The organism is Microbacterium sp. MPKO10, from assembly GCF_026107415.2.
Taxonomy (GTDB): Bacteria; Actinomycetota; Actinomycetes; order Actinomycetales; family Microbacteriaceae; genus Paramicrobacterium.
This window is the reverse complement of record NZ_JAPCHX010000001.1, coordinates 357,676-383,771: the sequence shown is the minus strand read 5'-3', so window position 1 is coordinate 383,771 and position 26,096 is coordinate 357,676. Positions and strand designations below refer to the sequence as shown.

At 63.9% G+C, this 26,096-nt stretch carries 24 protein-coding genes; 17 read left to right on the top strand and 7 right to left on the bottom strand.

Features of this window, described 5'->3' with window-relative positions:
• Positions 1-29 precede the first annotated feature (29 nt).
• The 4 genes from OK352_RS01800 to OK352_RS01785 all read right to left on the bottom strand — a co-directional run bounded on the left by OK352_RS01800 (position 30) and on the right by OK352_RS01785 (position 5,304).
• Positions 30-1,097: a M24 family metallopeptidase gene (locus OK352_RS01800; RefSeq protein ID WP_265139679.1), complete on the bottom strand. Its 1,068-nt coding sequence runs from the start codon at positions 1,095-1,097 to the stop codon at positions 30-32.
• Positions 1,094-3,082: a DUF6807 family protein gene (locus OK352_RS01795; RefSeq protein WP_265139678.1), complete on the bottom strand. Its 1,989-nt coding sequence runs from the start codon at positions 3,080-3,082 to the stop codon at positions 1,094-1,096. The genes OK352_RS01800 and OK352_RS01795 overlap by 4 nt, the downstream gene beginning before the upstream one ends.
• Before the next feature lie 121 nt (positions 3,083-3,203).
• Positions 3,204-3,872 (bottom strand): potassium channel family protein, encoded by a 669-nt coding sequence (locus OK352_RS01790; protein WP_265139677.1) that lies wholly within the window; start codon positions 3,870-3,872, stop codon positions 3,204-3,206.
• On the bottom strand, positions 3,865-5,304 hold the full coding sequence (locus OK352_RS01785; protein ID WP_265139676.1) for a TrkH family potassium uptake protein: 1,440 nt from the start codon (positions 5,302-5,304) through the stop codon (positions 3,865-3,867). Before OK352_RS01785 ends, OK352_RS01790 begins: the two co-directional genes overlap by 8 nt.
• A 72-nt stretch (positions 5,305-5,376) precedes the next feature.
• Between OK352_RS01785 and OK352_RS01780 the strand changes: the two genes are divergently transcribed.
• From OK352_RS01780 to OK352_RS01745, 8 genes are all read left to right on the top strand, one after another.
• Positions 5,377-5,823, top strand: a complete 447-nt coding sequence (locus OK352_RS01780) for an ArsR/SmtB family transcription factor (protein WP_265139675.1) — start codon at positions 5,377-5,379, stop codon at positions 5,821-5,823.
• 145 nt (positions 5,824-5,968) lie between these two features.
• Complete coding sequence (locus OK352_RS01775) at positions 5,969-6,892, top strand: ABC transporter ATP-binding protein (RefSeq protein ID WP_265139674.1); 924 nt, start codon at positions 5,969-5,971, stop codon at positions 6,890-6,892.
• Positions 6,889-7,773, top strand: a complete 885-nt coding sequence (locus OK352_RS01770; RefSeq protein ID WP_265139673.1) for an ABC transporter permease — start codon at positions 6,889-6,891, stop codon at positions 7,771-7,773. Before OK352_RS01775 ends, OK352_RS01770 begins: the two co-directional genes overlap by 4 nt.
• A 6-nt stretch (positions 7,774-7,779) precedes the next feature.
• Entirely contained in the window at positions 7,780-8,001 is a 222-nt protein-coding gene (locus OK352_RS01765) for a helix-turn-helix transcriptional regulator (protein WP_265139672.1), read from the top strand.
• A gap of 129 nt (positions 8,002-8,130) precedes the next feature.
• Entirely contained in the window at positions 8,131-8,325 is a 195-nt protein-coding gene (locus OK352_RS01760) for a helix-turn-helix domain-containing protein (protein ID WP_265139671.1), read from the top strand.
• Positions 8,326-8,420: 95 nt separating this feature from the next.
• Positions 8,421-8,519 carry a 30S ribosomal protein bS22 gene (locus OK352_RS01755; RefSeq protein ID WP_003792170.1) on the top strand — a complete coding sequence of 33 codons (99 nt, stop codon included), beginning with the start codon at positions 8,421-8,423 and terminating at the stop codon, positions 8,517-8,519.
• Positions 8,520-8,621: 102 nt separating this feature from the next.
• Positions 8,622-8,879: a glutaredoxin family protein gene (locus OK352_RS01750; protein ID WP_265139668.1), complete on the top strand. Its 258-nt coding sequence runs from the start codon at positions 8,622-8,624 to the stop codon at positions 8,877-8,879.
• 32 nt (positions 8,880-8,911) lie between these two features.
• Positions 8,912-9,214, top strand: a complete 303-nt coding sequence (locus OK352_RS01745) for a Dabb family protein (RefSeq protein WP_265139667.1) — start codon at positions 8,912-8,914, stop codon at positions 9,212-9,214.
• Between the two features lie 27 nt (positions 9,215-9,241).
• On the opposite strand, the gene aspS is transcribed toward OK352_RS01745, so the two are convergent.
• A complete protein-coding gene (gene aspS, locus OK352_RS01740) occupies positions 9,242-11,026 on the bottom strand; it encodes an aspartate--tRNA ligase (RefSeq protein ID WP_265139666.1) in 1,785 nt (594 codons plus the stop codon).
• A gap of 160 nt (positions 11,027-11,186) precedes the next feature.
• Between aspS and OK352_RS01735 the strand changes: the two genes are divergently transcribed.
• The 8 genes from OK352_RS01735 to OK352_RS01700 all read left to right on the top strand — a co-directional run bounded on the left by OK352_RS01735 (position 11,187) and on the right by OK352_RS01700 (position 19,476).
• On the top strand, positions 11,187-11,822 hold the full coding sequence (locus OK352_RS01735) for a histidine phosphatase family protein (RefSeq protein ID WP_265139665.1): 636 nt from the start codon (positions 11,187-11,189) through the stop codon (positions 11,820-11,822).
• Positions 11,819-12,424 carry a TlpA family protein disulfide reductase gene (locus OK352_RS01730; RefSeq protein ID WP_265139664.1) on the top strand — a complete coding sequence of 202 codons (606 nt, stop codon included), beginning with the start codon at positions 11,819-11,821 and terminating at the stop codon, positions 12,422-12,424. The genes OK352_RS01735 and OK352_RS01730 overlap by 4 nt, the downstream gene beginning before the upstream one ends.
• Positions 12,424-13,182, top strand: coding sequence for a cytochrome c biogenesis CcdA family protein (locus tag OK352_RS01725; RefSeq protein WP_265139663.1), 759 nt, complete (start codon positions 12,424-12,426; stop codon positions 13,180-13,182). The genes OK352_RS01730 and OK352_RS01725 overlap by 1 nt, the downstream gene beginning before the upstream one ends.
• Positions 13,166-14,848, top strand: coding sequence for a cytochrome c biogenesis protein ResB (locus OK352_RS01720; protein ID WP_265139662.1), 1,683 nt, complete (start codon positions 13,166-13,168; stop codon positions 14,846-14,848). The genes OK352_RS01725 and OK352_RS01720 overlap by 17 nt, the downstream gene beginning before the upstream one ends.
• Complete coding sequence (locus OK352_RS01715) at positions 14,845-15,222, top strand: DUF3054 domain-containing protein (RefSeq protein ID WP_265139661.1); 378 nt, start codon at positions 14,845-14,847, stop codon at positions 15,220-15,222. Before OK352_RS01720 ends, OK352_RS01715 begins: the two co-directional genes overlap by 4 nt.
• Positions 15,223-15,228: 6 nt before the next feature.
• Complete coding sequence (ccsB, locus tag OK352_RS01710) at positions 15,229-16,245, top strand: c-type cytochrome biogenesis protein CcsB (RefSeq protein WP_265139660.1); 1,017 nt, start codon at positions 15,229-15,231, stop codon at positions 16,243-16,245.
• Positions 16,246-16,674: 429 nt separating this feature from the next.
• Positions 16,675-18,702 carry a hypothetical protein gene (locus tag OK352_RS01705; protein WP_265139659.1) on the top strand — a complete coding sequence of 676 codons (2,028 nt, stop codon included), beginning with the start codon at positions 16,675-16,677 and terminating at the stop codon, positions 18,700-18,702.
• 57 nt (positions 18,703-18,759) lie between these two features.
• Positions 18,760-19,476 carry a hypothetical protein gene (locus OK352_RS01700; protein ID WP_265139658.1) on the top strand — a complete coding sequence of 239 codons (717 nt, stop codon included), beginning with the start codon at positions 18,760-18,762 and terminating at the stop codon, positions 19,474-19,476.
• 91 nt (positions 19,477-19,567) lie between these two features.
• Here the strand turns inward: OK352_RS01700 and OK352_RS01695 are convergent, their stop codons facing one another.
• Entirely contained in the window at positions 19,568-23,773 is a 4,206-nt protein-coding gene (locus tag OK352_RS01695; protein ID WP_265139657.1) for a fibronectin type III domain-containing protein, read from the bottom strand.
• Positions 23,774-24,093: 320 nt separating this feature from the next.
• Here OK352_RS01695 and OK352_RS01690 point away from each other — a divergent pair, with 320 nt between their 5' ends.
• Positions 24,094-24,825, top strand: a complete 732-nt coding sequence (locus tag OK352_RS01690) for a hypothetical protein (RefSeq protein ID WP_265139656.1) — start codon at positions 24,094-24,096, stop codon at positions 24,823-24,825.
• A 244-nt stretch (positions 24,826-25,069) separates the two neighbouring features.
• Here the strand turns inward: OK352_RS01690 and OK352_RS01685 are convergent, their stop codons facing one another.
• Complete coding sequence (locus tag OK352_RS01685; protein WP_265139655.1) at positions 25,070-26,053, bottom strand: o-succinylbenzoate synthase; 984 nt, start codon at positions 26,051-26,053, stop codon at positions 25,070-25,072.
• Positions 26,054-26,096 lie beyond the last annotated feature (43 nt).

Genomic DNA, 26,096 nt, shown 5'->3' with positions numbered 1-26,096 from the left:
GGTGGGTGCCAGCCCGCCTCTGGCGACGTCTACCGCTCGAGCGTGACGGGTCGAAGGCGCCCCGCCACGGTGGTGACGGGCCACGCGTGGTCGACAGTGAGCGGCTGAATGACGGGATGCTGCTCGGAACCGGTGAGCAGCACGGTGTCTTCGACCTTCGCGCCATCTGCCCAGGGGTTCCAGGCGAACGCCTGCCCCAGCTGCACGCGGTCCGCTGTGTCCGGCGTGGCTCGCGGATCACGCCCCGCATACCCGGCAGCTCCGCCCTGGTGGTGTGCACGCCACTGGTCCGCGGCGAACCCGCACGCGGGGTAAGCATCGGCGATGTCGCCGAGAACATCGTTCAGCGGCCGACCCGGCGCCGTCGCATCGAAGATGTGCGACTCCACCTCGAGAATGCGCGCCTGTGCGTCACGCTCGTCATCAGTGAGACGGCCGAACACGATGCTTCGGGTGAGGTTCGCGATCAGTCCGTGTCGCCGCGCACAGACAACAACCATGGCGCGACGGCCGAGCGGGGCGTCGGTGGGGAGGGGATGCGGATGCGGGCGACCGGCACCCGCGACGAGCACGACAAGCGGGTCACTTCCCGTCTCGACGAGTTCCGAGGCCACCCGCGCCGCCAGCTGGCGTTCCGTCCACGTCGGATCGGCCGCCGTGAGAACCCGGGTGAGCGCGTGCGCCGCATCTGCACCGAGCCGGCTGAAGCGATCGACCTCGCGTGCGCTCAAGACGGCGCGAAGAGCGCGCAGCTCAGAGTCGACATCCTTCTCCGTGAGCGCAGTCGCCTGAGCAAGCGGCTCGAACCAGGGCCTGTCGACGACCTCAAGGTCGGTGGGAAGCTCCTCGGCCACGAGCCTGGCGTGCTCATTCGACGTGATCAGCACGGCGTCGCGGTCGTGATCGACGGCGACCGCCACGATCGGGTCTCCGGCGAGGCTCACGTGCGTGCGGGCACCGTCGAGATACCAGTTCACGGCAGCCGCGCTCGTCAGCAGCACAGACTCCGCGTCCCGTTCGGTGAGCAGCGCCCGCACCGCCGCGCGCTTCTGCGCGCGGTCAGCGCTCTGTGTCTGCTCTGTCGCTCCGTCGCTCATGAGGCGTCTCCTTCGATCATCCGGCCGACCTCCGGCGTCGACGGTGCCCCGTCGGCCACGAGGGCTGTGTAGCGGCGACGCAGCCCGGCACCGGCGGGAACGACTGTGGGGGTATCCCAGGCCACCGCCGAGCCGATGCCCGGGTAATCGGCGAGGCGCACGAACCAGGGATCTGGTTCGGCATCGCGCGACACCAGGGCGATCGTCGCCGTGCCCGTGTGTTCCGGCTGCGCCAAGAACTCCGCCGTCCACGCCACCCAGGGCGCATGTATGCCGTTGACGGCATCCTCCCCTTCGGCGTCGGCGGTGAACACGCGTGCATCGCGGCACGCCGGGAGTCGCCAGAACAGGCCGCCGTAGCCCGCGCCGGTGCGACCCTTGCTTCCCGGGCTGCCCAGCGTGACATCGCGATCGCCGGGAGGAAGCAGGGTGATATCGAGATCGAGTGCCCACGCGCGACCATCAAGAGCGCGCCATGACGCGGCGAGCTGCTGGCGGAGCACAACGCTCTGATCGTGGCTGAGCCAGGTGAGTTCCTGCTCGAAACCGCTCTCTGACTCGCGCAGAGCGTCACCGATGATGCGGCCGCGGTCGCGACGATCCACATATCCCCGATCCGGCATGTACGTGCGCCCGCCCCAGAAGTTGACGCTATTCGCGTCTTGCACCGCAAAGCCGAGGCCGAGGTGCCAGTCGTGGTCTGCCGGATGCTGCGCACTCACAACGATGCCTCCGCGTGTGCGGATCTCGTGCAGGTACGGTCGTGGACTCGAAAACGGAATCGTGGCTGCACCGTCCCGGTACTCCGCAACGTCTGTGCCGGCGACCGAGATCGTCGACAGGATGCTGTCGCGGGCCGCATACGCCCAGGGGACGCCGAGCTCGCTGAACGTGGAACCGGTGCGCGCGGCTTCGCGGACAGCTGCCTCGATTCCCATCACGACGGGATATGCATCGTCGCCCGTGTCGTGCCAGGTGACGAACTCCGGTGGGATCTTCGTCGGCTCCGGGGAGGTGCGAATGGCCTCGAGCACCCGCATGAATGCTCCGGTCTGCTCCAGCGGGACGAGCAGCGGTGTGCCGTCGTTCCGGTGCGCGAGCAGGTTGTCGATGAGCTCCGTGCGCCCGAAGGTGAGCTGCTTGTCGCCGAGGGTGAGGACGTCCGTCGTGTACGAGAAGGTGGCGACGCCTTCGGTGCCCTCGATCGTGACGGAGGCACCGCGATCCTCGCCTGTGGATGGTGATGCACAGATCGTGAGGGCGCAGGTGACGGGCGTGCCAGAGTGGCCGCTGATGCGCACCAGGGATGTGTCGTCGCTGTCGATGTCGTTGGCGCGATACAGCTCGGTCTCGACAGATGCGACGTCGTCTGCGGTGCGCAGCCCGGCGATGTTCAGTGCTGTCGCGATGGCGTGGGCGAGCGGGTTCGTCGCCACGCCGTCGACGACGGGCTTGCCGTCGAGGACCCTCTTGCCTGCCCAGCGTGAGCGCTTCCAATAGGCGAGCGGGCGGCTCCAGAGCCCGGTGGCGCTGACGCGCGTGATGCTGCCGAGCCCGAGAGCGGGGTCGGCGAGAGCCGGAAGTGCGTGAGAGCCGAGGCTCTGGAAGCCGACCTGAATCGCGCGCCCCGTCTCGCGCTGGATGGCGAGCAGCCGTTCCATGTCGGCGAAGGTCGCGACGGGCGGCTTCTCGAGGAGGATGTCGGCGCCCGCGCGGAGAGCCGTTTCGCAGAGCGCCGCGTGTGTGCCAATGGGGGTCGCGATGATGACGATGTCGGGGCGGACCAACTCCAGTGCCGCGTCGAGCGTCGCGACGACGGGAGTGCCATCGACGGCATCCTGCTCGGCGGCGATGGCTGGATCAGCGATAACGGCGAGGCGAAGCGTGCCCGCTGCCTCGCGCTCGCGCAGCCGCACCAGGTGGTGGGCACCGAAGCCGCGCCCTCCGACCAACACGATCGAGGGTGGGGCGGGAATCTGACTCAACTGTGCCTCCTGTCGGACGTGGGCGTCATCACCCACTATGCCAGTAAGCGCTTTCCAGCGAAACGGTCGGTGCCGCCCGACGGCCGCGCGCTGTGACGGAACGCTGAGTCGGATCGCGCGATCAGCTGAGTGACGAGAAGCGCTCGATGTCGCCGGATGACCCCGACACGATGATCAGATCGTGGTCGGTCACCACGGTCTCCGCCGTTGCGTACGTGAACGGCTTCCCCGGGGATTTCACTCCGACGACGGTCACGTGGTGCTTGGTGCGCACGCCGGACTCGGTGAGATTCTTGCCGCGGATCGGGCGTGGCGGATACATCTTGACGAGGGCGAAGTCGTCGTCGAACTGGATGAAATCCAGCATCCGCCCATTCACGAGGTGCGCTACGCGCTCGCCGGCTTCAGCCTCGGGGTAGATGACGTGGTTAGCACCGACGCGCGTGAGAATCTTTCCGTGGGACTTTGAGACGGCCTTCGCCCAGATCTGCGGAATCTTGAGGTCGACCAGGTTCGCCGTAATGAGCACCGACGCTTCGATCGATGACCCGACAGCGACCACGGCCACCGAGAAATCTCCGGCACCGATCTGCTTGAGCGCCTCGATGTTGCGCGCGTCGGCCTGCACGGTATGGGTGATGCGGTCGGCCCACTTCTGCACGAGTCCGTCATCGCCGTCGATCGCGAGAACCTCGCGGTCGAGCCTGTCGAGCTCTCCGGCACACGCGGCCCCAAAGCGCCCGAGACCGATGATCAGAACGGGTGCGTCGTGCTTGATGCGGTCAACCAACGATGGGCCTCTCTTCGGGGTGACGATACAAGCGGCCGTTGCTTGTCGAGGCGACGGCTGCAGCCAAGGTCACTGTACCAACGCGCCCCATAAACATCGTGAGGGCGAGCACGAATTTTCCGGCATCGGGAAGGGTCTCGGTAAGACCAGTCGACAGGCCCACGGTGCCGAATCCCGAGATCACGTCGAATACCACGCGGTCGAGCGGCTCCTTCGTAATCTGCATCAGGATGATGCACGAGAGCGCGACGATTGTCGCCGCCCAGAAAAACACCGAGATGGCCACGCGGATGACGTCGCTCGGAATGCGGCGGCTGAATGCCGTGATCTCCTGGCGTCCGCGCGCCTCGGCAAAGGCCGCCAACACGAGGACGGCGAGTGTTGTCACTTTGATGCCGCCCGCGGTGGATGCCGAGCCGCCGCCGACGAACATGAGCATGTCGAGCACGAGGTGGCTCGAGCCATTGAGCTGGGAGATGTCGATCGTGGCGAACCCACCCGAACGCGACATCATCGAGAGGAAGATCGATTGAAACACCGTATCTCCCGCGTTCATCGTGCCGAACGTCTCGGGGTTGTCGAACTCGAGGGCGACGATGCCGACAGCCCCGACGACGAGCAGGATGAGCGTCGTCACGAGCGTGAGCTTGACGTGCAGTGACCACTGGCGCGGACGCCGCAGGTGCCGTTTGAGCGCGAAGATCACGGGAAAGCCGATGGAGCCCAGAAAGACGCCGATGAGCAGGATGCTGAGGAACCACATGTCGTTCGCGAAACGCTCAAGGCCGAGTTCATTCGGGGTGAAGCCGGTGTTGGTGAAGGCCATCGCCGAGTAGTACACGCTGTGCAGCGCTGCCTCGCCCCACGCGATGCCGTCGATGATCATGCGGACGAACAGCAGGACGGCTAGGCCGGCCTCGATCGCGAGCAGGCTGACGACAACGGTGAGGAGCAGATTGCCGATGTCGCCAAGTCGCACCGCCTGTCCTTCGGCGACGGGGCCGTGGTGCACGCGCAGCGGGTTGCTGTCGGATGCTGCCACAAGCTTCGCTCTCAGCCCGAGCCGCCGTGAAATCACCATGCCGAGTATCGACGCGAGGGTCAGCACGCCGACAGCGCCGATCTGCACACCCAGCACGACGAGGATGTCGCCGAAGAGCGACCAATGCGTCGCCATGTCGACGGTCGAGAGACCCGTGACACAGATTGTCGACATTGCCGTGAAGAACGCATCGGCGACGGGGGTCCATTCGCGGCTGGCGGATGCAGCAGGCAGCATGAACAGTACGGTGAACAGCACGATGAGGGACCCGAACACGAGGATCGCGAATCGAGAGGGAGAACGCGTTGTGAAACTGTTCAGGCGCTCCCGCAGCCGACCGACCGCCGTGTGGGCGAGGGGTGACGCAGAGGCGCGGCTTCTGCGTGCCATGGAACCTCACTTGAACGAAGGGCTATACGACTCGCAATGGTACTCCGAGGCGGGACTCACTACCCTTGATACATGGCCGACATCTTTGACGTTATCGCAGACGGCACGAGACGGGACATTCTGCGCGTCCTTCGTGACCGTCACTCCCTTGACGAGAGCGGCGCCGCGCGCGGTACGAGCGTCTCAGAGATCGTTGCCGGACTCGGGCTCAGTCAGCCCACGGTCTCGAAGCATCTCAAGGTGCTGCGTGAGGCGGGACTCGTCGAGGTCCGCGAGGAGGGGCAGCACCGTTACTACTCGCTTGACAGTGAGCCGCTTGAGACTGTCGAAGACTGGCTCATCCCGTTCTTGAGCGTCGAGTTCAGTGAGCAGGATCTCAAGAGGGAGATCGAGGCTCACCTTCCCGAGCAGGCCCGACAGGTCGCTGACGCCATCGGGCACGTCGCGGCTGGCACCCGAAAGCGCGTCTCAAGCGCTGTGACGGCGATGGGCAAACGGTTCGGCCGGTCGGCGGAGTAGCAGCCACTCGCACTTGAGCGCTGTCGGAGTCGGTGCGGCTCGTGCGTTCCCCGGCTGTGTGGTCGACGGATAATCGTGCCTGATTGCGTTCCACATATGTAGTATATGTGCTACATTCTGTACGGGAAACAGGACGAGGTATGCAATGACACCACACAGCGCGCCCCCATCGCGCACACCCGTGATCTCCGTGTCCGATCTGCGCATGAGCTACGGCGATAAAACCGTGCTTGACGGCATCCAGCTGGATATTCACGAGTATGAGATCGTCGCCATGCTCGGGCCGAACGGAGCGGGCAAGAGCACAACCATCGAGATTCTCGAGGGATTTCGCACGCCCTCGTCCGGCAGCGTCTCGGTGCTGGGGAGCGACCCGGTGCACGGCGACGACGGATGGCGGTCGCAGATCGGCATCGTGTTGCAGACGTCGTCCGACCACGGCAAGTGGCGGCCACGCCAGCTGCTGACGCACCTGTCGGACTTCTACGAGCCCTACGTCGACCCGTGGCCAGTCGACGAGCTTCTGGAGATGGTCGGCTTGCAGGAGCAGGCGAATCAGAAACTGCAGACACTCTCCGGCGGTCAGCGACGTCGTCTTGACGTCGCGATGGCGATCGTTGGAAAGCCCTCTCTGCTGTTCCTCGACGAGCCGACGACCGGATTCGATCCGCGCGCACGACGCGACTTCCATGAGCTCATTCATCGTCTGAGCGACATCGGAGACATCACGATCATGCTGACAACGCACGACCTTGCCGAGGCCGAAGCCCTCGCGAGTCGCATCGTCATTCTCGCGGGCGGCGGCATCATCGCCGATGGCACACCCTTCGAGCTGACGAAATCGGTGTCGCGTACGGCAGAGATCAGTTGGCAGGAAAACGGACAGCATCAGCTGCACACGGCCGAAGACTCCACGCAGTTCGTCCGCGAGCTGCTCGCGCACAACGACGACGTCACCGATCTGGAGATTCGGCGCGCAACGCTCGAAGACGCCTACCTCTCGCTCGTCGAGAAGTTCGAAGCGGGCCACGACGTCGGGCAGACGCACTTCGAGGAGGTCGTCAAATGACGGAGATCACGCGGCGAACGCCGCGAAGCAATCCGACCGTAAACGTGTACCGCGCAGGACTTCGGCGGGGGCTGATCTCGGCGCGCATTCAACTGACGACGCCAAGCGAGATCGTCGGCACGATCGTCATGATGGTGCTGATGGTCGTTGCCCTGATCTTTCTCTCACAGGGGACTTTCGAAAGTGCCGCTGTGGATCTGGGGTCGATGGGGCTGCCCGGCGTGATCGCCATGGGCGTGCTCTTCAGCGGAGTGATGGGAATCGTCGGTGTCCTCTCGATGGATCGCACCAACGGCACGCTCCTGCGCTCGAAGTCGGTGCCGGGCGGCACAACGGGATATCTCGTCGGAGAGATCACGGCAAACCTGATCTCAACAGTCGTCTCGGCGCTCCTCATGCTGATCGTCGGCCTTGCACTGTTTGACGGTCTGGAGTTTGCGTCACCGCTGCGGTGGCTGCTGTTCGCCTCGGTTCTCATCCTCGGGCTGATCTCGACGCTGGCGATCGGCTCGGTTCTGGGTGCGCTCGTCTCCAACCCGAAGTTCATGGGATTCGTGATGATGCCCGTCATGGTGCTCGTCGGAATCTCGGGGATCTTCTACCCAATCGTCGCCCTCCCGGGGTGGCTGCAGGGGATTGCGCAGGCGTTTCCGCTGTACTGGTACGGCCTTGGGCTGCGGGCGTCACTTCTGCCCGACTCGATGGCGGCCGTCGAAATCGGTGGGTCGTGGCGGCTCGAATGGGTATTCATCGTGCTCGCGGCGTGGGCAATCGTGTGCCTCGCTTTGGCGCCGAAGCTTCTCGGGCGAATGGCCCGGCGCGAATCAGGCTCCACGCTCGCCGCGCGCCGCAGAGATGTGCAGCAGCAGTGGGGAGTGTAACTCCGGATGGCCGAGACGGTACATAACCGTATTGCGGTGCTGCGCGCCGAGCGACACGTCTCGCGACGAGACCTCGCTGAGGCTCTCGGTGTGCACTATCAGACGATCGGGTATCTTGAGCGGGGCGAATACAGTCCCAGTCTCTATCTCGCTCTGAAGATCGCCGCATATTTCGAGGTGTCGGTGGAAGTGCTTTTCTCGCTCGAGGAGTTTCGTCGGATCGGCTGAACGCGGCAGCATCCGGCCCTGAAGGGTCAAGTTGCTGAGGTGCGCCGGTGAATGTGACTCGACAACTACTCACGTTCCTCAGTAGTGTGGGTGTCAGACGTGTGACAAACGTGACGAAAGGGGGCCGATGTGGCGAAAGATTTTGACGACGTCCGGTTCCTGACCGTTGCCGAGGTCGCCGACATGATGCGGGTCTCGAAGATGACCGTCTACCGTATGGTTCACGCGGGAGAATTGCCCGCGATCCGCTTCGGCCGCTCGTTCCGTGTTCCAGAATCGGCCATCGCCGACGCGATCACACGAGGCGTCGCAGACACCGCGTGACACCAGTGCGTCCGAAATTCGGGTAAACTAGCCCGAGGCCTTTTTATGCCGGCCGCGGCACGCGCGGCCAGACCCAATACTTTTGTGAGGTTTTCGTGGGTTCAGTGATCAAGAAGCGTCGCAAGCGCATGGCGAAGAAGAAGCACCGCAAGCTTCTTCGCAAGACGCGCCACCAGCGTCGCAACAAGAAGTAGTCACCACTGACTACACCGAAGCGCCAGGCTTACGAGTCCTGGCGCTTTTTGGTGTGTCCAGCGGTTGCCGCCCGGGCCTGAGCGGGCACGTAGGCTGGGAGCATGAGCCACACCGTCACGCTTCTGGGAAAACCGGGCTGTCACCTCTGCGATGACGCACGGGACGTCATCGCTCGTGTCGTGGACGGACTGGGGGCCGACGCCGCAGTCACCGTCGACGAGAAGTCAATTCTGGATGACGACGCCCTGTATCAGCAGTACTGGGAGCAGATCCCCGTTGTGCTCATCGACGGTGAGCAGCACACGTTCTGGCGGGTCGATGAGCGTCGACTGGCCGAGGCGCTCACGGCGAACGGGTGACGCGAGCAGAAGAGAATCCTGAAGGGGGAGACATGGCAATCAAGCACATCGTGATGTGGACGCTCGCCGGTGACGACGAGGCGGCGAAAGAGGATGCCGCGGCCCAGATCGCGACGCGGCTCGAAGGTCTCATCGGTCGTGTCGCCGGCATCCAGTCACTCGAGGTGAAGCGCAACGCCGCCTTCGACGACGTCAACTACGACCTGGCGCTCGTGTCGGTGCACGATGACGTGTCGGCGCTCAAGGCTTACCAGGTGCACCCCGAGCACGCCGAGATCGCAGCGTACATCCGCAGCGTCGTCGCTCAGCGAGCATCCATCGACATTGAATTGTAGAGGTCACCGCCGCGGTGACCACACTGCCTACTCCGCCACGCGCTCCTGAGGCTTCGCGTCGACGCCGGCTTCCTTGCGCTGCTGCGCCGTGATTGGCGCGGGCGCCTGCGTCAGCGGGTCGAAGCCGTTGCCGGTCTTCGGGAAGGCGATGACCTCGCGGATCGACTCGGAACCGGTGAGCAGGGCGACGATGCGGTCCCAGCCGAACGCGATCCCGCCGTGCGGCGGCGTGCCGAACGCGAAGGCGTCAAGCAGAAAGCCGAACTTGGTGCGCGCGCTCTCCTGATCGAGCCCCATCACGCTGAAGACTCGCTCCTGCACGTCACGCTCGTGGATGCGGATCGAACCGCCACCAATCTCGTTTCCGTTGCAGACGATGTCGTACGCGTACGACAGCGCACTCTCGGGATCGGTGTCGAACGTGTCGCGGTACTCGGGCTTCGGCGCCGTGAACGCGTGGTGTACGGCCGTCCACCGGCCGGAGCCGACCGCGACATCTCCCGAGGCCACAGCGTCATCTGCCGACTCGAACATGGGGGCGTCGACGACCCAGACAAATGCCCAGGCGTTTTCATCGATGAGATCTGCGGCGCGGCCGACCTCGAGTCGGGCGGCACCGAGAAGCGCGCGTGATTCACGCGGAGTGCCGGCGGCGAAGAAGATCGCGTCGCCGGGCTGCGCGCCGACAGCATCCGCGAGCCCGTCTCGCTCAGCATCGCTGAGGTTCTTGGCGACGGGGCCGCCAAGAGTGCCGTCCTCGCCGATCGTGACGTACGCCAGGCCCTTTGCTCCGCGCCCGCGTGCCCACTCCTGCCAGGCGTCGAAGCCGCGGCGGGGTGTCGACGCACCGCCGGGGAAGACGATCGCTCCGACGTAGGGGTTCTGGAAGACGCGGAAGCTCGTGCCGGCGAAGTACTCGGTGAGCTCGGTGATCTCGAGGCCGAAGCGCAGGTCGGGCTTGTCGCTGCCGTACTTCTGCATTGCCTCGGCGTAGGTCATGTGCGGGATCGGCGTGGGGATCGTGTAGCCGATGAGCTGCCACAGCGCTGAGACCACGCGCTCGCCGATCTCGATGATGTCGTTCTGGTCGGCGAAGCTCATCTCGACGTCGAGCTGTGTGAACTCGGGCTGGCGGTCGGCGCGGAAATCCTCGTCGCGGTAGCAGCGGGCAATCTGGTAATAGCGTTCCATCCCGGCCACCATGAGCAGCTGCTTGAACAGCTGGGGTGACTGCGGCAGCGCATACCACGAGCCGGGGCTCAGCCGCGCGGGGACGACGAAGTCGCGGGCGCCCTCGGGCGTCGAGCGCGTGAGCGTCGGCGTCTCGACCTCGACGAAGTCCAGGTCATCGAGAACATCACGTGCGGCCTTGTTCGCCTTTGCGCGCAGACGGAGCGCACGAGCGGGCTCCGGGCGGCGCAGGTCAAGATAGCGGTGCTTGAGACGGGCTTCCTCGCCGATCGTCTCGGTGCCGTCGAGTGCCGTCGACACCTGGAACGGCAGGGCCGCCGACTCGCTCAGCACCGTGACCGTGTCGGCGATGACCTCGATCTGCCCCGTCGAAAGGTTGTCGTTCGCGTTGCCCTCGGGGCGCTTCTGCACGGTGCCCGTCACCTGCAGCACGAACTCCGAGCGCAGAGGATGGGCAACGTCCTCATCGCGGATCACGACCTGGGCGATACCCGACGCATCGCGCAGATCGATGAATGCGACTCCACCGTGATCACGGCGACGGTCGACCCAGCCGGCGAGAGTGACGGTCTCGTCCAGCTGCTCGAGTCCGAGGGTTCCGGCGTTGTGGGTGCGAAGCACGAAAGCGTCCTTTCCGCAGGTGAAGAGGGGGGATGCTGCGCGCAGGCGAGCCCCTCCCGAGGCATTCGACTAGTCTACGTGCCCCCTCGGGGCTCCGGTGCCGCCGGGTCGTGCGACCTCTCGGCAGATTCTTAGCTCTACAGAACGTAGACTAAGGGCCGTGGTAGCCTCCCAGATCCACCTCGTCCGCCACGGCGAGGTGCATAATCCCTCGCATGTGCTGTACGGCCGCATACCCGGTTTCGGGCTTTCGGACCGTGGGCGCCGCATGGCCGAGGCCGCGGCGGATGCCCTCGTCGAGCGCGACAGGCCCGTCACGCGGATCATCGCCTCACCGCTCCAGCGCACCCAGGAATCGGCTGCTCCTCTCGCCTCAGCGTTCGACGTGCCCATTGAGAACGACGCACGACTCATCGAGCCGAGCAACTACTTCGAGGGCATGCGCATGAGCCGTGCTCTGCGCAACCCGCGCAACTGGTACGCCGTACGCAACCCGCGCAAGCCCAGCTGGGGCGAGCCCTACGCTGACATCGTCGCCCGGATGCTCGCCGCGATCGACGAGGCCTGGCAGACAACCGAGTCAGGCGACGTCGTGCTGGTGAGCCACCAGCTTCCGATCTGGATGGCACATTCCGGCATCCTGGGCATTCCGCTGCACCACGACCCGCGCAAGCGACGTTGTTCGCTCTCCAGCATCACGACGCTCGAGCACACGGGCAAGCGGTTCGCCGAGGTGGAGTACGCCGAGCCAGCGCTTCTGTTGACCGCCGGTGCCGTCGACGTGGGCGCGGTATGACGCGATCACGACGCACGACACGGATGCTGTCGGCCGCAGCCGCCGCGCTTGCCACGGTGCTGCTGGTCGCAGGCTGCTCCGAGGACCCCCTCGCCGAACAGTACAAAGAGGGAAGCGGGAAGGGCTACATCGCCGGCGACGGCTCCGTCATGGAGATCGCCGAGGACGATCGGGGCGACGCCGTTGAGTTCACCGGAACGACGGAGTCTGGCGACGAGGTCTCTTCGGACGACTTCGACGGCCAGGTCGTCGTCGTCAACTTCTGGTACGCCTCCTGCGCTCCCTGCCGTGCCGAGGCCCCGATTCTTGACGACGTGTACGACGAGTACGCGGGCGACGATGTGGCATTCATCGGCGTGAATCTGCGCGACCAGGCAGGGACCGCCGCCTCGTTCAACACAACGTATGACGTCAGCTACCCGTCGATCATCGACGTGAACACGGGCAGCGTGAAGCTCGCGTTCGCCGACACCGTGCCGCCCAACAGCGTGCCCACGACGATCGTGCTGGACAAACAGGGCCGGGTCTCGGCGCGGATTCTCGGGGCACTTCCCGACGCGTCCATCCTGTCGACGCTCGTCGAAGACGCCGTCGCGGAGTGATGGTCGTGAATCCGGGAGACATCGTGATCAGCGGGCAGCTGCTGCTCGCCATTCCCATCGCCGCGCTGGCCGGACTCGTCTCGTTTGCGTCGCCGTGCGTGCTTCCGCTCGTGCCCGGCTATCTCGCGTACGTCGGTGGCGCTGCCACGGCGCAGAAGGGTGCCAAGGCCGCCACGCGCGACCGCGCTCGCCTGCTGCTCGGGGTCGTGCTCTTCATCGCGGGGTTCTCGGCGATCTTCACCGCGTACGGCTTCGCCTTCGGCGGCCTCGGTCGCTGGCTTGTCGCTTATGGTCCGCTCATCACGCAGATCCTCGGCGCCCTCGTCATCATCATGGGCCTGGTGTTCATCGGCCAGGTGACGTTCCTGCAGCGCACATTCCGGCCCACGTGGACGCCCAGGACGGGGCTTCTCGGTGCGCCACTGCTCGGCATCGTCTTCGGCATCGGCTGGGCACCGTGTGTCGGCCCGACCCTCGTGGCGATCCAGTCGCTCAGCTTCGGCTCGGCCTCCCCGTGGCGCGGAGCGCTTCTCAGCTTCGTGTACTGCCTCGGCCTCGGCATCCCGTTCATCATCATGGCCGTCGGTGCCACGTGGGCGACGAAGAGCGTCACGTTCCTGCGCCGTCACATCCGTGCCATCAACATCGTCGGCGGCATCCTGCTCATCGTGATCGGTCTGCTCATGGTCACGGGAATCTGGACGTCTCTGATCAGTCTTCTTGCGGGGGTGATGCCGAACTTTGTCCCGGCCATCTGATTACACTGACGGACGCGACGACCGTCCCGACGTCGAACGACCCCTCACTCAGCCTAAGCTCGGCGTCGTCGGCTGGCTGCGTTGGATGTGGCGGCAGCTGACGAGCATGCGCACCGCGCTTCTGCTTTTGCTGCTGCTTGCGATCGCGGCGATCCCCGGATCGCTCGTCCCCCAGCGCTCGAGCGACCCCAACGGAGTGACGCAGTACTTCACCGAGCATCCGGATCTCGCACCCGTGCTCGACAAAGTGCAGATGTTCGACGTCTTCACATCCGCATGGTTCTCAGCCGTCTACATTCTGCTGTTCCTCTCGCTCATCGGCTGCGTCATCCCCCGCGTCACGCATCACATCGGTGCTCTGCGTGCCCGCCCACCGCGCACGCCCATACGGCTGAGCAGGCTCAGCGACTACAGCGAGGTCACGTACGGCGCCGATGATGGTGTGAAAGCGGATGCTGCTGCCGCCGTGTCCTCCGCACGCGACCTGCTGAAAAAATCCAAGTACCGCGTCGAACTGTACGAGGCACCCGCCACGCGCACGAGCCCCGCGAGCATTTCCGTCTCTGCCGAGCGTGGCTACCTTCGCGAGACCGGCAACCTCGTCTTCCACTCGGCACTCCTGCTGATCCTGCTCGTCGTCGGCATCGGCGGAGGCTTTGGCTACACGGGCCAGCGCGTCGTCGTTGAAGGGCAGTCTTTCGTCAACGTGCTGGGCGACTACGACTCGTTCAGCCCCGGGCGCTTCTTCGACCCGGCGCAGCTTTCGCCGTACGCGCTGACTCTCGACGAATTCGATGTGACGTACGAGACCGAGAATCTCAACGCCTACGGGCAGGCGATCGACTTCGACGCGAAGGTCACCACCAAGACCCCTGGCGGCGGCGAAACCGACTCGTCGATCAAGGTGAATGACCCGTTGCGCCTCGGAGGAACAGACATCTACCTGCTGGGCAACGGCTACGCGCCGACCATCACGGTGAAAGACCCAGACGGCAACGTCGTGTTCACCGACTCCGTGCCCTTCCTCCCGCAGGATCCGTCGACGCTCACGTCGGTCGGCGTGGTCAAGGTGCCAGACGGTCTCACAAAGCAGGTCGGCATGGTCGGCTTCTTCTATCCCACGGCCTACCCGCTCGAGTCCGGTGCCTACACCTCCACGTATCCCGGCCTGGAGTACCCGCTCTTGACGCTCAACGTGTACACGGGAGACCTCGGCATTGACGGCGGCGTCCCGAAGTCCGTGTATGCGCTCGACGTCGACGGCATGAAACCCCTCACCGGGGGCGACACCGGCGTGGACTCGATCGAGCTCATGCCAGGGCAGAGCACCGAGCTTCCCAACGGCCTCGGCACCATCGAGTTCGTCAACGAGAACCCGCAGAAAGGCAGCTTCGCCGGTTCGGTCCACCGCTTCGCCTCGTTCGACATTCACAGCGACAAGACGCAGCTCGGCGTCGCGATCGGTGTGGTGTTCGTGCTGCTCGGTCTCCTCACATCGCTCTTCGTGCCGCGCCGCCGCGTCTGGGTGAAGGCGTACGACAACGACGACGGCACGGTGCGCATCGAGTACGCCGGGCTTGCCCGCGGCGAGGATCCAGGGCTCGCGGATGCTGTCGAGGGAATCGCCTATCGTCACGGCACAGAACTGGGTGTGGACCGCGAATGATTATCGTCGCTGCAGCCATCGACGTCGTCCTGACGCTCGCCTTCGCGCTCTCGGGGCGCTCCAGTCACGCCGAGGCGCTTGACCCGGCGGGTATCTGGAGCACCTGGTGGCCGTTCCTCGCCGCGCTCGCCGTCGGCTGGGTGGTCACGCTCGCGTGGCGACGTCCGATGAAGGTCGTGCGCACCGGCATCCCACTGTGGATCATCACGGTGGCGGGCGGGATGCTGCTGCGCGCAGCATCCGGCCAAGGCACCGCGCTGCCGTTCATCATCGTCGCCACACTCGTTCTCGGCCTTGTGCTGGTGGGGTGGCGTCTGATCGCGTTACTGGTGCGCACCGTGCGCGCCAAAAAGACGCACGGATCGAAGGAGTAACCTGACATGGTGGATCTCAACTCGTTCTCGCTGCTGGCCCTGTGGTCGGCGACAGCGCTTTACGCGCTTGCCCTGATCGCCTTCGCGCTCGACTTGGGACGCCGCAGCGCCGAGGTGAACGACGCGTCGCACGCGGTATCGTCGGCTGTCGCGGCGTCAGAGGCCCGGTCCGAGGTTACGGCTGAAGCGGGTGGCGGCGTGGCCGTCAAGACGCGTCCCGCTGCGAAGAAGCGCGACGACAGTGCACCACAGGTGACGGCGAAGCGCTCGCCATCGCTGCGTTCGGCGATGGCGCTCATGGTGCTCGGATTCCTGCTGCACGTCGCCGCTGACGTGACGCGCGGGATCGCCGCCGAGCGCGTGCCGTGGGCCAACCTCTACGAGTTCGTCATGACGGGAACGATGCTCGTTGTCGCCGTGTTCCTCGTTGTGAACATCAAGGTCGACCTGCGCTACCTCGGCACATTCATCTCGCTTCTCGTGGTGTCGCTGCTCTGCATGGGCACCATCAACTTCTATGTTGAGGTCGCTCCGCTGCCCCCGGCGCTGCAGTCGGCATGGCTGGTGATCCACGTCTTCCTCGCCACCACCGCGATGGGGTTCCTCGCGCTGGGCTGCGCGCTGAGCGTGCTGCAGCTGATCCAGGCGCGGACCGAGGCACGCGGAGCGGCGATCGGGGATCTGAAGCTGAAGTTCATGGCCACGTTCCCGACAGCCCACCGGCTTGAGAACCTGGCCTACCGCACGGTGATTGTCGGCTTCGTGCTGTGGACCTTCACGCTGATCGCGGGCTCGATCTGGGCCGAGGCGGCGTGGGGCCGCTACTGGGGCTGGGACACCAAGGAAGTCTGGACGTTCATCATCTGGGTGATCTACGCCGGCTACATCCACGCCCGTGCCACGAAGGGCTGGCGCGGAAGCCGTGCCGCTTGGCTGGCGATCATCGGCTTCGGAACGGTGATCTTCAACTTCACTGTGGTGAACATCTTCTTCAACGGTCTGCACAGCTACTCGGGGCTCTAAGCTACTACTGCTTTAAGCGCCTCGAGGCGCTCGGCTACTCCTGGTCTCAAGCGATTCGGGGCTGTAAGTCAGCTGGTGCAGTGAGTTGGCTCCCGTTCGGCCGTCCCCGCTCCCATCTCTTCACGCGCGGAGGTTGCCCCCTGAATCGTTACCGGTCGATTTCAGCATCGATCACCGGTTCACGCGCGCACGGCTGCCTCGGTGCCCTGAGCGGTTCAGCCGTTCGGAACTTTCGGCGTGATTGCGGCGTGTCGGCGCACGACACGCCGCAATGTCGTCGTTTTTTCCGAATAAATGAACGCGGGAGGGCGCCTACCATCGCCGTGCCGTCACACGCTCCGACCCTATGAATAAGCTGTGATAATGTCGTGACGCGCTTGTGTCACACGTGGGGGGACACAGCGACACATCCATGGGGGGATTCCAGAGTTGAGTGGTGCAATTGCGCAGTCGCGCCGTGACGACCGAACGAGCTTTGCACGGTGGAAGCGCGGACTCTTCGCGCTGATGGCGTTGTCGGTCGCCTTCGTGCTCACCGCTTGCGGTGCTGTCCTGGACACGACACTTGTGATCAACGCAGACGGCAGCGGGTCGCGTGCGATCACCGCGACCGTTGAAGCTGACGATCTTGAGAAGGTGAAAGGCGGCGCCGACGCGATCGACACGGCCATCACAGAGAACCTTCCCGACGGAATGACATACGGCGGGCAGAAGGCCGGCAGTGATGGCGCCGCCGTCTTTTCGTTCGCCATCGAGTTCGACTCGCAGAAGGATTACGAAGACAAGGTCATCGGCATCCTCGGAGCCGGTGGGGTCACAGACATCGAGACCGAGATCGAGATCGTCGTCGCCGACTCGGCGTTCCGCGAGGGCGTCAGCGTGAACGAGAACTTCACGTCTCAGGATCTTCTGCAGTGGCTCGTCGAGGCCATGGTGGAGACCGGGATCGTCGATGACGACGACAAGGACGACCTGACCGAGATCGGGAAGACCGTTGTCGAAATCGATGGGGTCGGGCACGATACGTCGGCGAAGATCGAATACACGGACATCGCCGATTACGGCATCCGTGATCTGAACGTCACGACGGAGGGTGTCGGCACGGGCAGCTACGTGCGGACGATCTCGTATGATCTGTCGCGCGAGACGTACGCTCGTGACACGGATGCCTACGACGAGTTCTTCACAAAGGCAACGCCGAAGGACGGCACCCTGACAGAGCCGGACGAGGCATCCACCGTCTGGACGATCGAGTTCTCCGCCAAAGACGAAGAGCAGCTCATCGAATACACGAACACGGCGCTGAACTCTGAATTGACGGACTTTGCCGTGTCGAGCGAGACCGATGGCGACGACCCCACAATGTTCCACACGTCGGTGATCGACTTCATCGACTGCGGGCAGATCTGCAACGAGGACGCCGAGGTCACGTCGAACTTGATCCTGCCGAAGGGCTGGCAGGGCGACAACGGCGGAAGTGCTGGGGAAGACGGCTGGTCGATGCCGATCAGTCATGACCCCGTCGTCTTCGATCACCGCGTTCAGTTTGAATCAGTTCTTGCTGCAGCATCCGCTGCTCCGTCGGGAGAGAACACGCTCACCATCGACTACGTCTTGAGCGTCGAGAACGCCGACCTCGTCGGCTCAGCAATGCAAGACTTCCTCGAGCCCGCGTCCACGGTCGCCGACTTGAGCATCGACGCGGGTAAGGATGCCGTCACCTACACGATCACAGTGACCGGCGAGGATGCTGCAGACCTGAATGCGCGCCTGAGTGAGTACCTTCCCGGGTCGCAGTACAGCGTTGTCGAGTCGGACTCGTCGCTGTTTACGAAATCGTATTCGGTGAGCATGGTTGTCGCTCTGCCCCGTGACCTGCTGAGTGGGGGCGTTGCAGAGGGGATCACCTACCGGGTCGACCTTCCCGGCGGTGCGAGCGTGGCAGACAGTTCCGATCTGCCCAAGGGCGCCAAGGTCGCGGGCAACGTCATTGCGGTGTCTGAAGATTCCCCGAGCTCTCCAGAGTTCCACGTCGATGCGAGCAGCCCGAATGTCGGAGGCATCATCACCCTCGGGGTCATCGTGCTGATCGTGCTGCTGCTCGTTGCTGCTGTCGTGGTCCTGGTGATCCGGCAGAAGAAGAAGGCGGCGGCAGCGGGCGCGAACAGCGGTCTCTTCAGCTATGACGGTGGTCAGGCTGGACCTGACGCTTACGTTGCGGGAGCGTCATCGCCCGATGCCGCGTCGCCTGTTTCGCCGCAGCAGGGAGAAGCTCCGGCCGGCGGACTGCCCACCCAGACGGCTGTGATTGACGACTCTGCGATGCAGGACGCTCCCCACGGGGCAGACCAGTCTCTTCCGATGTCGGACTCCGTGACCGAACGGATTCCTGAAGCCGACAGCGATTCCCCGACAGAAGTGCTGCCGCCGCGGCCGCCACTGCCTCCGACGGAATAATCGACTCTCGCCACGAGGGCTGAAGCGGCGCCGAGGGGTACCGCGGAAGGGAATACCATGCGTAAAGCACTCGCGATTGTCGCGCTCACAGCCTCTTTGGGGATGCTCGTCGGCTGCGCACAGGCGCCGACCTGGACGACCAACGGCATCAGCGGAGTCGGGCTCACAGATGAAGACACGGCCGGGATCGACGGGTTCGTTGCCGAGATTGAGGAGGACGGCGACACGAGAGAGCCGGAGTCGACGGACTACGAGTCCTTCCCCGGCGTTCCGGAGGAATGCCTTGCCGTCTACCAGCCGGACGTGGCGTTCTCGAACCATAGCGTTGAGATCATGCTGAACAGCATCGGCACAGACGAGGTCAATGTCGGTGAGACGGGCGTGTTCCTCTATAGCGATGAGAGCGGCGCGAAGGAGGATTTCGAGGCGTACATCGAGGGCATCGACAACGGTGGATGTTTGGAGAGCGACGTCGTTACGACGATTCTCGGGCTCGATGAGAGCACCACTGTTACTGCGGAAAAGATCGACCCCCACTGCGCAACAGACTGCCGGATGCTTCAGGTTCGATCCGTCGTGACGCCCAGCGATGGCGGAGACAAAATCGATCGCACTGTCTGGTTCACCTTTATGCAGCGCGGCAACGCGGTGATCGCTCTGCTGCTCTACTCGGAGATCTCGTCGTCAAGCACCGGTTCTTCGTGGTTCACAGTTGATCAAGCTGTTGCGCTCGCCAACCTGCAGTCCGCGAAGTTCAACTCGTATGACGGGTGAGGCGCGGTGACCTCAGGGTGCTGATACGTTCTCACGTCGACGACACGGTGGGCGGGACTCTCAGAGTCCCGCCCACTGCGGTCGGGTGTGGTTACACTCCGATGCGCGCGAACTGTGCCGTGATCGGGTCCCAATCCTCCTTCTCAGCAGACGTTGACTCGTCGGCTGAATACGGTTCAGTGGCGACATCGAGCATTGCCGGATCCTGCGGGAGAGATCCAATCGCCGACTGTCCGAACGTGCTGAGCAGCATCACGCCGATGCCATTCGCTTCGACAGCACCCCGTGACGTACCCAGCGCCGCAAACGGGATCTTCATCTCGTAGACGGTGTCTTGCATCGTGTCGTGTTCCGTGTCAAGAAAATCGACGAATGCACTCGTGTCAGTGAGGTCATCCGGCGTGTATCCCTCGTATCCGTTGGCGTTGATCCCCATGAGCGAGGTGCCGTAGAATCCGTCGCCATAGGCATATGAGATCGCCGCTTCGTCGAACCCGACGGCGTTCGCAGGTTCGTAGTCGAAAGCACCAGATGCGTTGAGTGAGAACATCGCCGGCTCGCCCACGCCCGGCTTGCTCGAGAACATCGCGAGATGGTCGACCTCATCGTTCGAGAACATTGAGCGGATGCCCCATACGCCCTCTTCCGTGCCGTCAATCAGACCGTCTCCGCCCTCGGCCGACACATCGAACGCGAGCGCCTGCGGGATGTCACCGTTGTACGGCTTTCCGTTGTCGCTGATCGGGTAGCTCTGCCCGGGATCGACGACATCCGTGACGTTGGTGAACTGCCACATCAGATAGAGGGCGTCGTCGTCCCACGCACTTGAGAGCGAGTACAGGTCATAAACCGGCCCTTCATGGCTGCCACGAAAGATGCGCGGGTCGTCATTTGCGGCGCCCTGCGCGATCACCATGGCTGGTGTCCACTCTGAGGCATCGCCGTCGACCGTGATCTCGGCGGCTGCTCCGACATTCCCCTCTGGATTCTGCTGGTAATAACCCGCTGAGTAGTCGGTACCGGTCGGCTCACCGGGGGTTCCCGGGTCGGTTTCGCCCTCGATGGTGACAGACACAGACTCACTCCAGGCTGACGCATTTCCGGAACTGTCGATTGCTTGAACCGTGAATGTGTACGTCGCGCCCGCAGTCAGGTTGTCGAGTGTGAGCGATGGCTTCGTGGCGTCCGTCTTCTGTATGGCGTCGCCGTCATTCGAGCGCACCGTGTACGACGCCACTGCGGTGTCGTCCGTCGATGGTGTCCATGTCAGGGTGACAGACGTGCCGTCGACGGTGGCTGCGAGCCGGGAGGGGGCAGTCGGGGCCGTGGTGTCATCGTCTCCGCCCGTCGTCGTCGAGACCACATCACTCCAGCCGGACAGGTTCCCTGCAGCATCCATTGCCTGCACTTTGAAGAGGTAGTCCTCCCCCGGCGTGAGGTTGAAGAAGCCGATCTCCGTCGCCTCGGTGATGATGCCGAGCGTCGCTTCGCCACCACCCGCCTTGATCACACGATACCCGGCAACGCCGACATTGTCTGTCGCGGGGTTCCAGGTGAGTTGAACAGTGTCACCGGATGCTGTGATGGTCAGCCCCGTCGGGGCGGTCGGCTTCTCTGAGTCGTCTCCTCCCGTCGTGCCCGGTGTCGTGATCTCGACCGCATCTGAGGCCAGCGATACGCTGCCGTCTTCTGCCGTCGCGGTCACGCTGTATGCATACGTCGTACTTTCACTCACCGACGTGTCAACGTACGACGTATCAGCGACATCGACAGAAACGGTTCCGTCAACGCCCCCAGTGCGTGACACGGTGTACTTCGCGATTCCGGAGTCGGCCGTTGAAGCGTCCCAACTCACGGTCACGGCGCCGTTATCGGCGGTGACGGACACGTTCGCGGGGGTTGTCGGTGCTGCCGACGGCGGGTCGCACGGTGCGGTTCCGGACACGGAGCCGGATGCCACGGTCACCACGCTTCCGCTCACGACGTAGTTCTTTGAGTCATTGTTGTCCCACTGGCCGGCACCATTGTTGAATGCAAAGGTGGTTCCCGTGGCACCAGAGTCGATGGTGAGGGAGTACCAACCGTCGCAGGCCTGCTCCATCGGGATGCCTGGAACGGTCGTCCATTCTCCCTCGCCGACGCGGTAGTGAGCGTAGTAGGAATCCCACTCCTTGTCGGCCTTGTAGAAGACCTTCATGTCTTCACCGGCGGGTGGCTCATCGGAGCACGGGTCAATACTGGTTATGGCACCATCAGCGATCGCTTGCACCCCTGACGACAGAGCAAAGTCCTCGCCTCCGTTGTTGTCCCAGCTGCCAGAGCCATTGGTGAACGCGGCCGTTAGACCATCGGCGGTGCCGATGTCGATCGTTGCGCCGTACCAGCCGTCGCAGCGCTTCTGCATCTTCTCACCGGGCGCCGTTGTCCATTCGCCATCGCCGACCTGGTAGTGAATGTAGAAATCATTCCAGGTGCCGTTGTCGTGGTAAAAGACCTCGGTGGTGGCAGCCGGCGACGGCTTACCCGTGGTGACGGATACCGCACTGCTCGGCTTCGACGTGTTGGCGCCGTCGGTCGCGGTGACTGTGTACTGGTATTCGGCATTCGGATCGAGTCCGCTATCGGTGATGGACGTCGACGATCCCGGTGCAGTCAGCGTCGTTTCTCCGTCCGGGCCAGAGCGGGTGATCGTATAGCCCGTAACAGCGCAGTCATCGGTGGATGCTGTCCAGCTCACCGTGACGTTCGTGCCGTCCGCTGTCGCCTCGACGTCCGTCGGGGAAGTCGGCGCGGCAGTGTCTGCGCACTCTTGGCCCGCTTTCGCACCCGCGTGGATCGCGACGGCGCCATTCGACGGAACGGTTGCCGTGAACTGTCCACCCGAGACCGTGATGGTGTCGCCGGACCAACTGTCACCGTCGTGCGTCGCCTGAATGACGTTGTAGTACGTGCCGTCAGGAAGCCCAGTCTCGAAGGTGCGAGTCAGTTCGCCGCCGCCCCGGTTGATCGCCACGGTGCCCTTGTCACCGCGGCTGAACGCGATAGCGCTGCTGCCGTTCGTCCACTTCTTGGTGACGTCGGTGCCGTAGGTCTCTACGCGGAACCCGACCATATTGGTGATCTCGTTCTCTGCGTGCTCACAGGTCCACACGGAGCCCGAGCCGCAGGTGGGGTCAATGACCTCTCCGGATGCTGTCTGGGGAGGACCGGCGTCGAAGTTGCTGAACTCGAAGCCCGACTGAATTGACGGCGAGCCGTAGTTCCACGCGAGCGTGAAGACCTGTGCGAGGTCATAGACATCGCCGTCCTTGTAGCTCAGCGTCTGGCCATTGCGCTCCGTGTCATGGTTGTCGACAAACACTCCGGCATCAGAGCTGTCCAGAAAACCGTCCCAGGTTTCGCCAATGCCTTTCCCCTCGATCAGCCAGTCAATCGTCCCACCGCCGAATGCTTCCTTGAGCTTGCGGGCATAAGCGAATTCGTGAATATCACCGATGCCAAGGTACTCCTCGGGTTGAATCGGCTCGTTGGCGCGGATCACCTCTTGAACAATGTATAGATCGTCTTTGTTCTTGACCCTCGACATAATTCCGCGCATGTCGTCGGCGCCGATGTGCTTCACCGCGTCGATACGGAAGCCAGCCGCGCCCAGGTCGACGAGGTGATTGAGGTAGTCAGCGATCGTCTGCTGAACGTACGGTGAACCGGTATCGAGGTCGGCAAGATTGACCAGGTTGCAGTTCTGCACGTCGTATCGATCCTGGTAATTCGAGATGTCCTGACGGCAATCATGGAAATCATTGTCGCTGTATAGGCCGGGGTAGCTATAGTGCTCGTACGAGCTTCCCGCCCAGCCTGTCCCGCCGTCGGAGTCGCCACTCATGTGGTTGATGACGGCATCCACAATCACCTCGACCCCCGCGGCGTTACACGTGTCGATCATGTTCGCGAATTCGGCTTCTGTTCCCAACCGGGACTCGAGTCGGTAGCTGACAGGCTGATAGTAGGTCCACCATTGGCTGCCGAGAACGTGTTCCTGCGGAGGCGACGTTTGCACATAGCCGTATCCGGCGGGTCCGAGCGTGTTCGTGCATTCGCGGGCTATGGCATTCCACGTCCACGAGAACATGACAGCTGTCACGTCCTTTGGTCCGGGAGCGGAGGCGTGAGCTTTCTGCGGTGGGACGATCGCGATGAGAAGACCAGCGATCAGAAGTCCGACGGTGAGCGCGGCCCAGGGTAATCGCCTGCGACGCACTCCTAATCGAGTGTGTGTGCGGGGCGGCACGGTACTCATGATGGTGCTCCTTTGCATTGTGCGGGCACCGCACGCGAGGCGAGCGGTGATGGCACTTACGGTAGAGCGCCCACGAATTTAATGCAAGCGTTTACAGAAATGCGATGTACTTACGCCTGTTGTGTGCGGAATGGGAGGTGAGGCAAAGGTTCATGGCTGGGGTACATGCGGTGTGGGCGGGTCAAAAGCAACGATCTTGTAACGCGACCCCGCGCTGATATTGACATAATTAGATGAAAGCGCTTGCATTAACGCTCAAGATCTCACAACTAATGCATTGCCCCTCTGCCTGAAAATCGGGCAACGGCGAAAGGACGCCCATGTTCGATGCCCCTTCTGATGACCACGAGTCAAGCGCTGAGTCGCGCACTGAGTCACTCCCCAAGATCAGTCGCCGCACCACCCTCACGGCAGCGGCCTGGTCGGCCCCGGTGATCGCCCTCGCAGTCAGCACGCCTGCTGCCGCCGCCTCCGTTGTAGCTGACGGAACGCTAAATTTCGTGCCAGGCCCGGGTGCGCTCAATCCCAACACCAACAACTTCACGTATAACTGGGTGATCTCGAACTCGTCTACAACGAGCCCTATCTCCGGCCCGTTCACGATTGAGTTCAACGTCCCTTACGGCATCCAAGATTCGATCACGAAGCCGCCGGCTGGGCAGGCAAGCGCCTCGAACCCCACATTGTTTGCACCCGTGGCGGTCAACGCTCCCGGATACGTTGCCAGCTGGGTACACACCGATGGAATCAGCGATGGGTTCGGAAACACCCGCACCGAGACGATCACTATCGGAACAGCAGCCACCACGCTCGAGGCTGGAGACAGCATCCCCTTCTCGTCAAAATGGACGGTTCCCGAGAACTGGCTTTCGACCGGAGACGGGAGCATCCTTCTGGACCGTCGCGTGTGGACTTGGCGCAGTGAGGGAACCGTGACTGCCGGTCCCGGTGCGAACGGCAGTCCGCAGGCATTCCCGTTGTGGACGACCCAAGCGGCGTCTGAGAATCCGGCATCGCCTGGAGGACTCTGGGCCTTCAGCACTCCGGCCTAGTACGCGGCCTGCCGTGTGCGCGAAGTCTCGCAGCGGAGAACCTCATTGCGGTGTGGCTGGGCCGACTGGTTGAGGGCCAGCGACGATTGGTGTCGCACACGGCACCCGCGGCTACCCCTCAGAAAACCGAGGACCGTCCGTGGTTTTCGTCACGAGAGCGATCAGCTCGGATGATCGTACGCTGTCGCCCCAGTAGCGGTGGCGAGGCAGCAGTATGTTGAAGAAACCTCCGAGGGGATACGTGCTACAGCAGCGCGTAGCAGCGACGGATGCGGTCACGCCACCACGCGTCACGGTCGGGCGACGCGGCGTAATCGCGCAGCATCCGCTCTGAGACATCGACGCGACGCACGTCGATCGCACCGTCTCGCGCCCGAAGCGGCTGCTCCGTTACGTCGGCGGCGAGCAGCGACGCCGTTCCCAGCCCGCAGTCGTACGGCAGTTCCGGCACAGCGGCGGCCAGGTGCGCACCGAGTGCGAGGCCGACGGAGGTGTCGAGGGCGCTCGAGACGGTGACCGGCAGCCCCGCTTCGTGCACGATGTCAAGTGCGCGATGGATGCCGCCGAGCGGCTGCGCCTTGACGACCAGTAGGTCGGCAGCATCCGCTCGGGCCACGGCAAGCGGGTCGTCGGCCTTGCGCACGCTCTCATCGGCGGCGATCGGAATGCCCATGTACTTCACGCGGCGACGCACCTCGGCCAGCTCGTCGACGGTGGCGCACGGCTGCTCGACGTACTCGATGTCGAACTCCGCGAGCGAGCGGATGGCGTGCTCGGCCTCGTCGACATTCCAGCCGCCGTTCGCGTCGAGGCGCACTCGGCCCTCCGGCCCCATCAAGCGGCGCACCTCGGCGACCCGCGCAATATCGTCGTCAAGGCTCTGCCCGCGCTCGGCGACCTTCACCTTCACAGTGCGGCAGCCGTCATAGCGGGCGAGTACCGTCGCGACCTGGTCGACGGCGACCGCCGGCATCGTCGCATTCACCCGGATGCTGTCACGGCGCAGCTTCGGAAGCTCACCCCAACCGAAGGCGATGCCTGCGCGCAGCCACGTCGCCGCCTCAGCATCCTCGTACTCGGTGAACGGCGACAACTCGGTGGCGCCCTCGGGGCCGTCGAAGATCACGGCCTCGCGCTGCGTGATGCCGCGGAACCGCGTCGTCAGCGGCAACGAGACGACGTGCGCTGAAGCGAGCAGTTCGTTGAGCGAGGGGAGCGCGGTAGCCATGCCCCCATTCTGCTCGCGGCCCGTGAGAAGTGCACGCATTCGG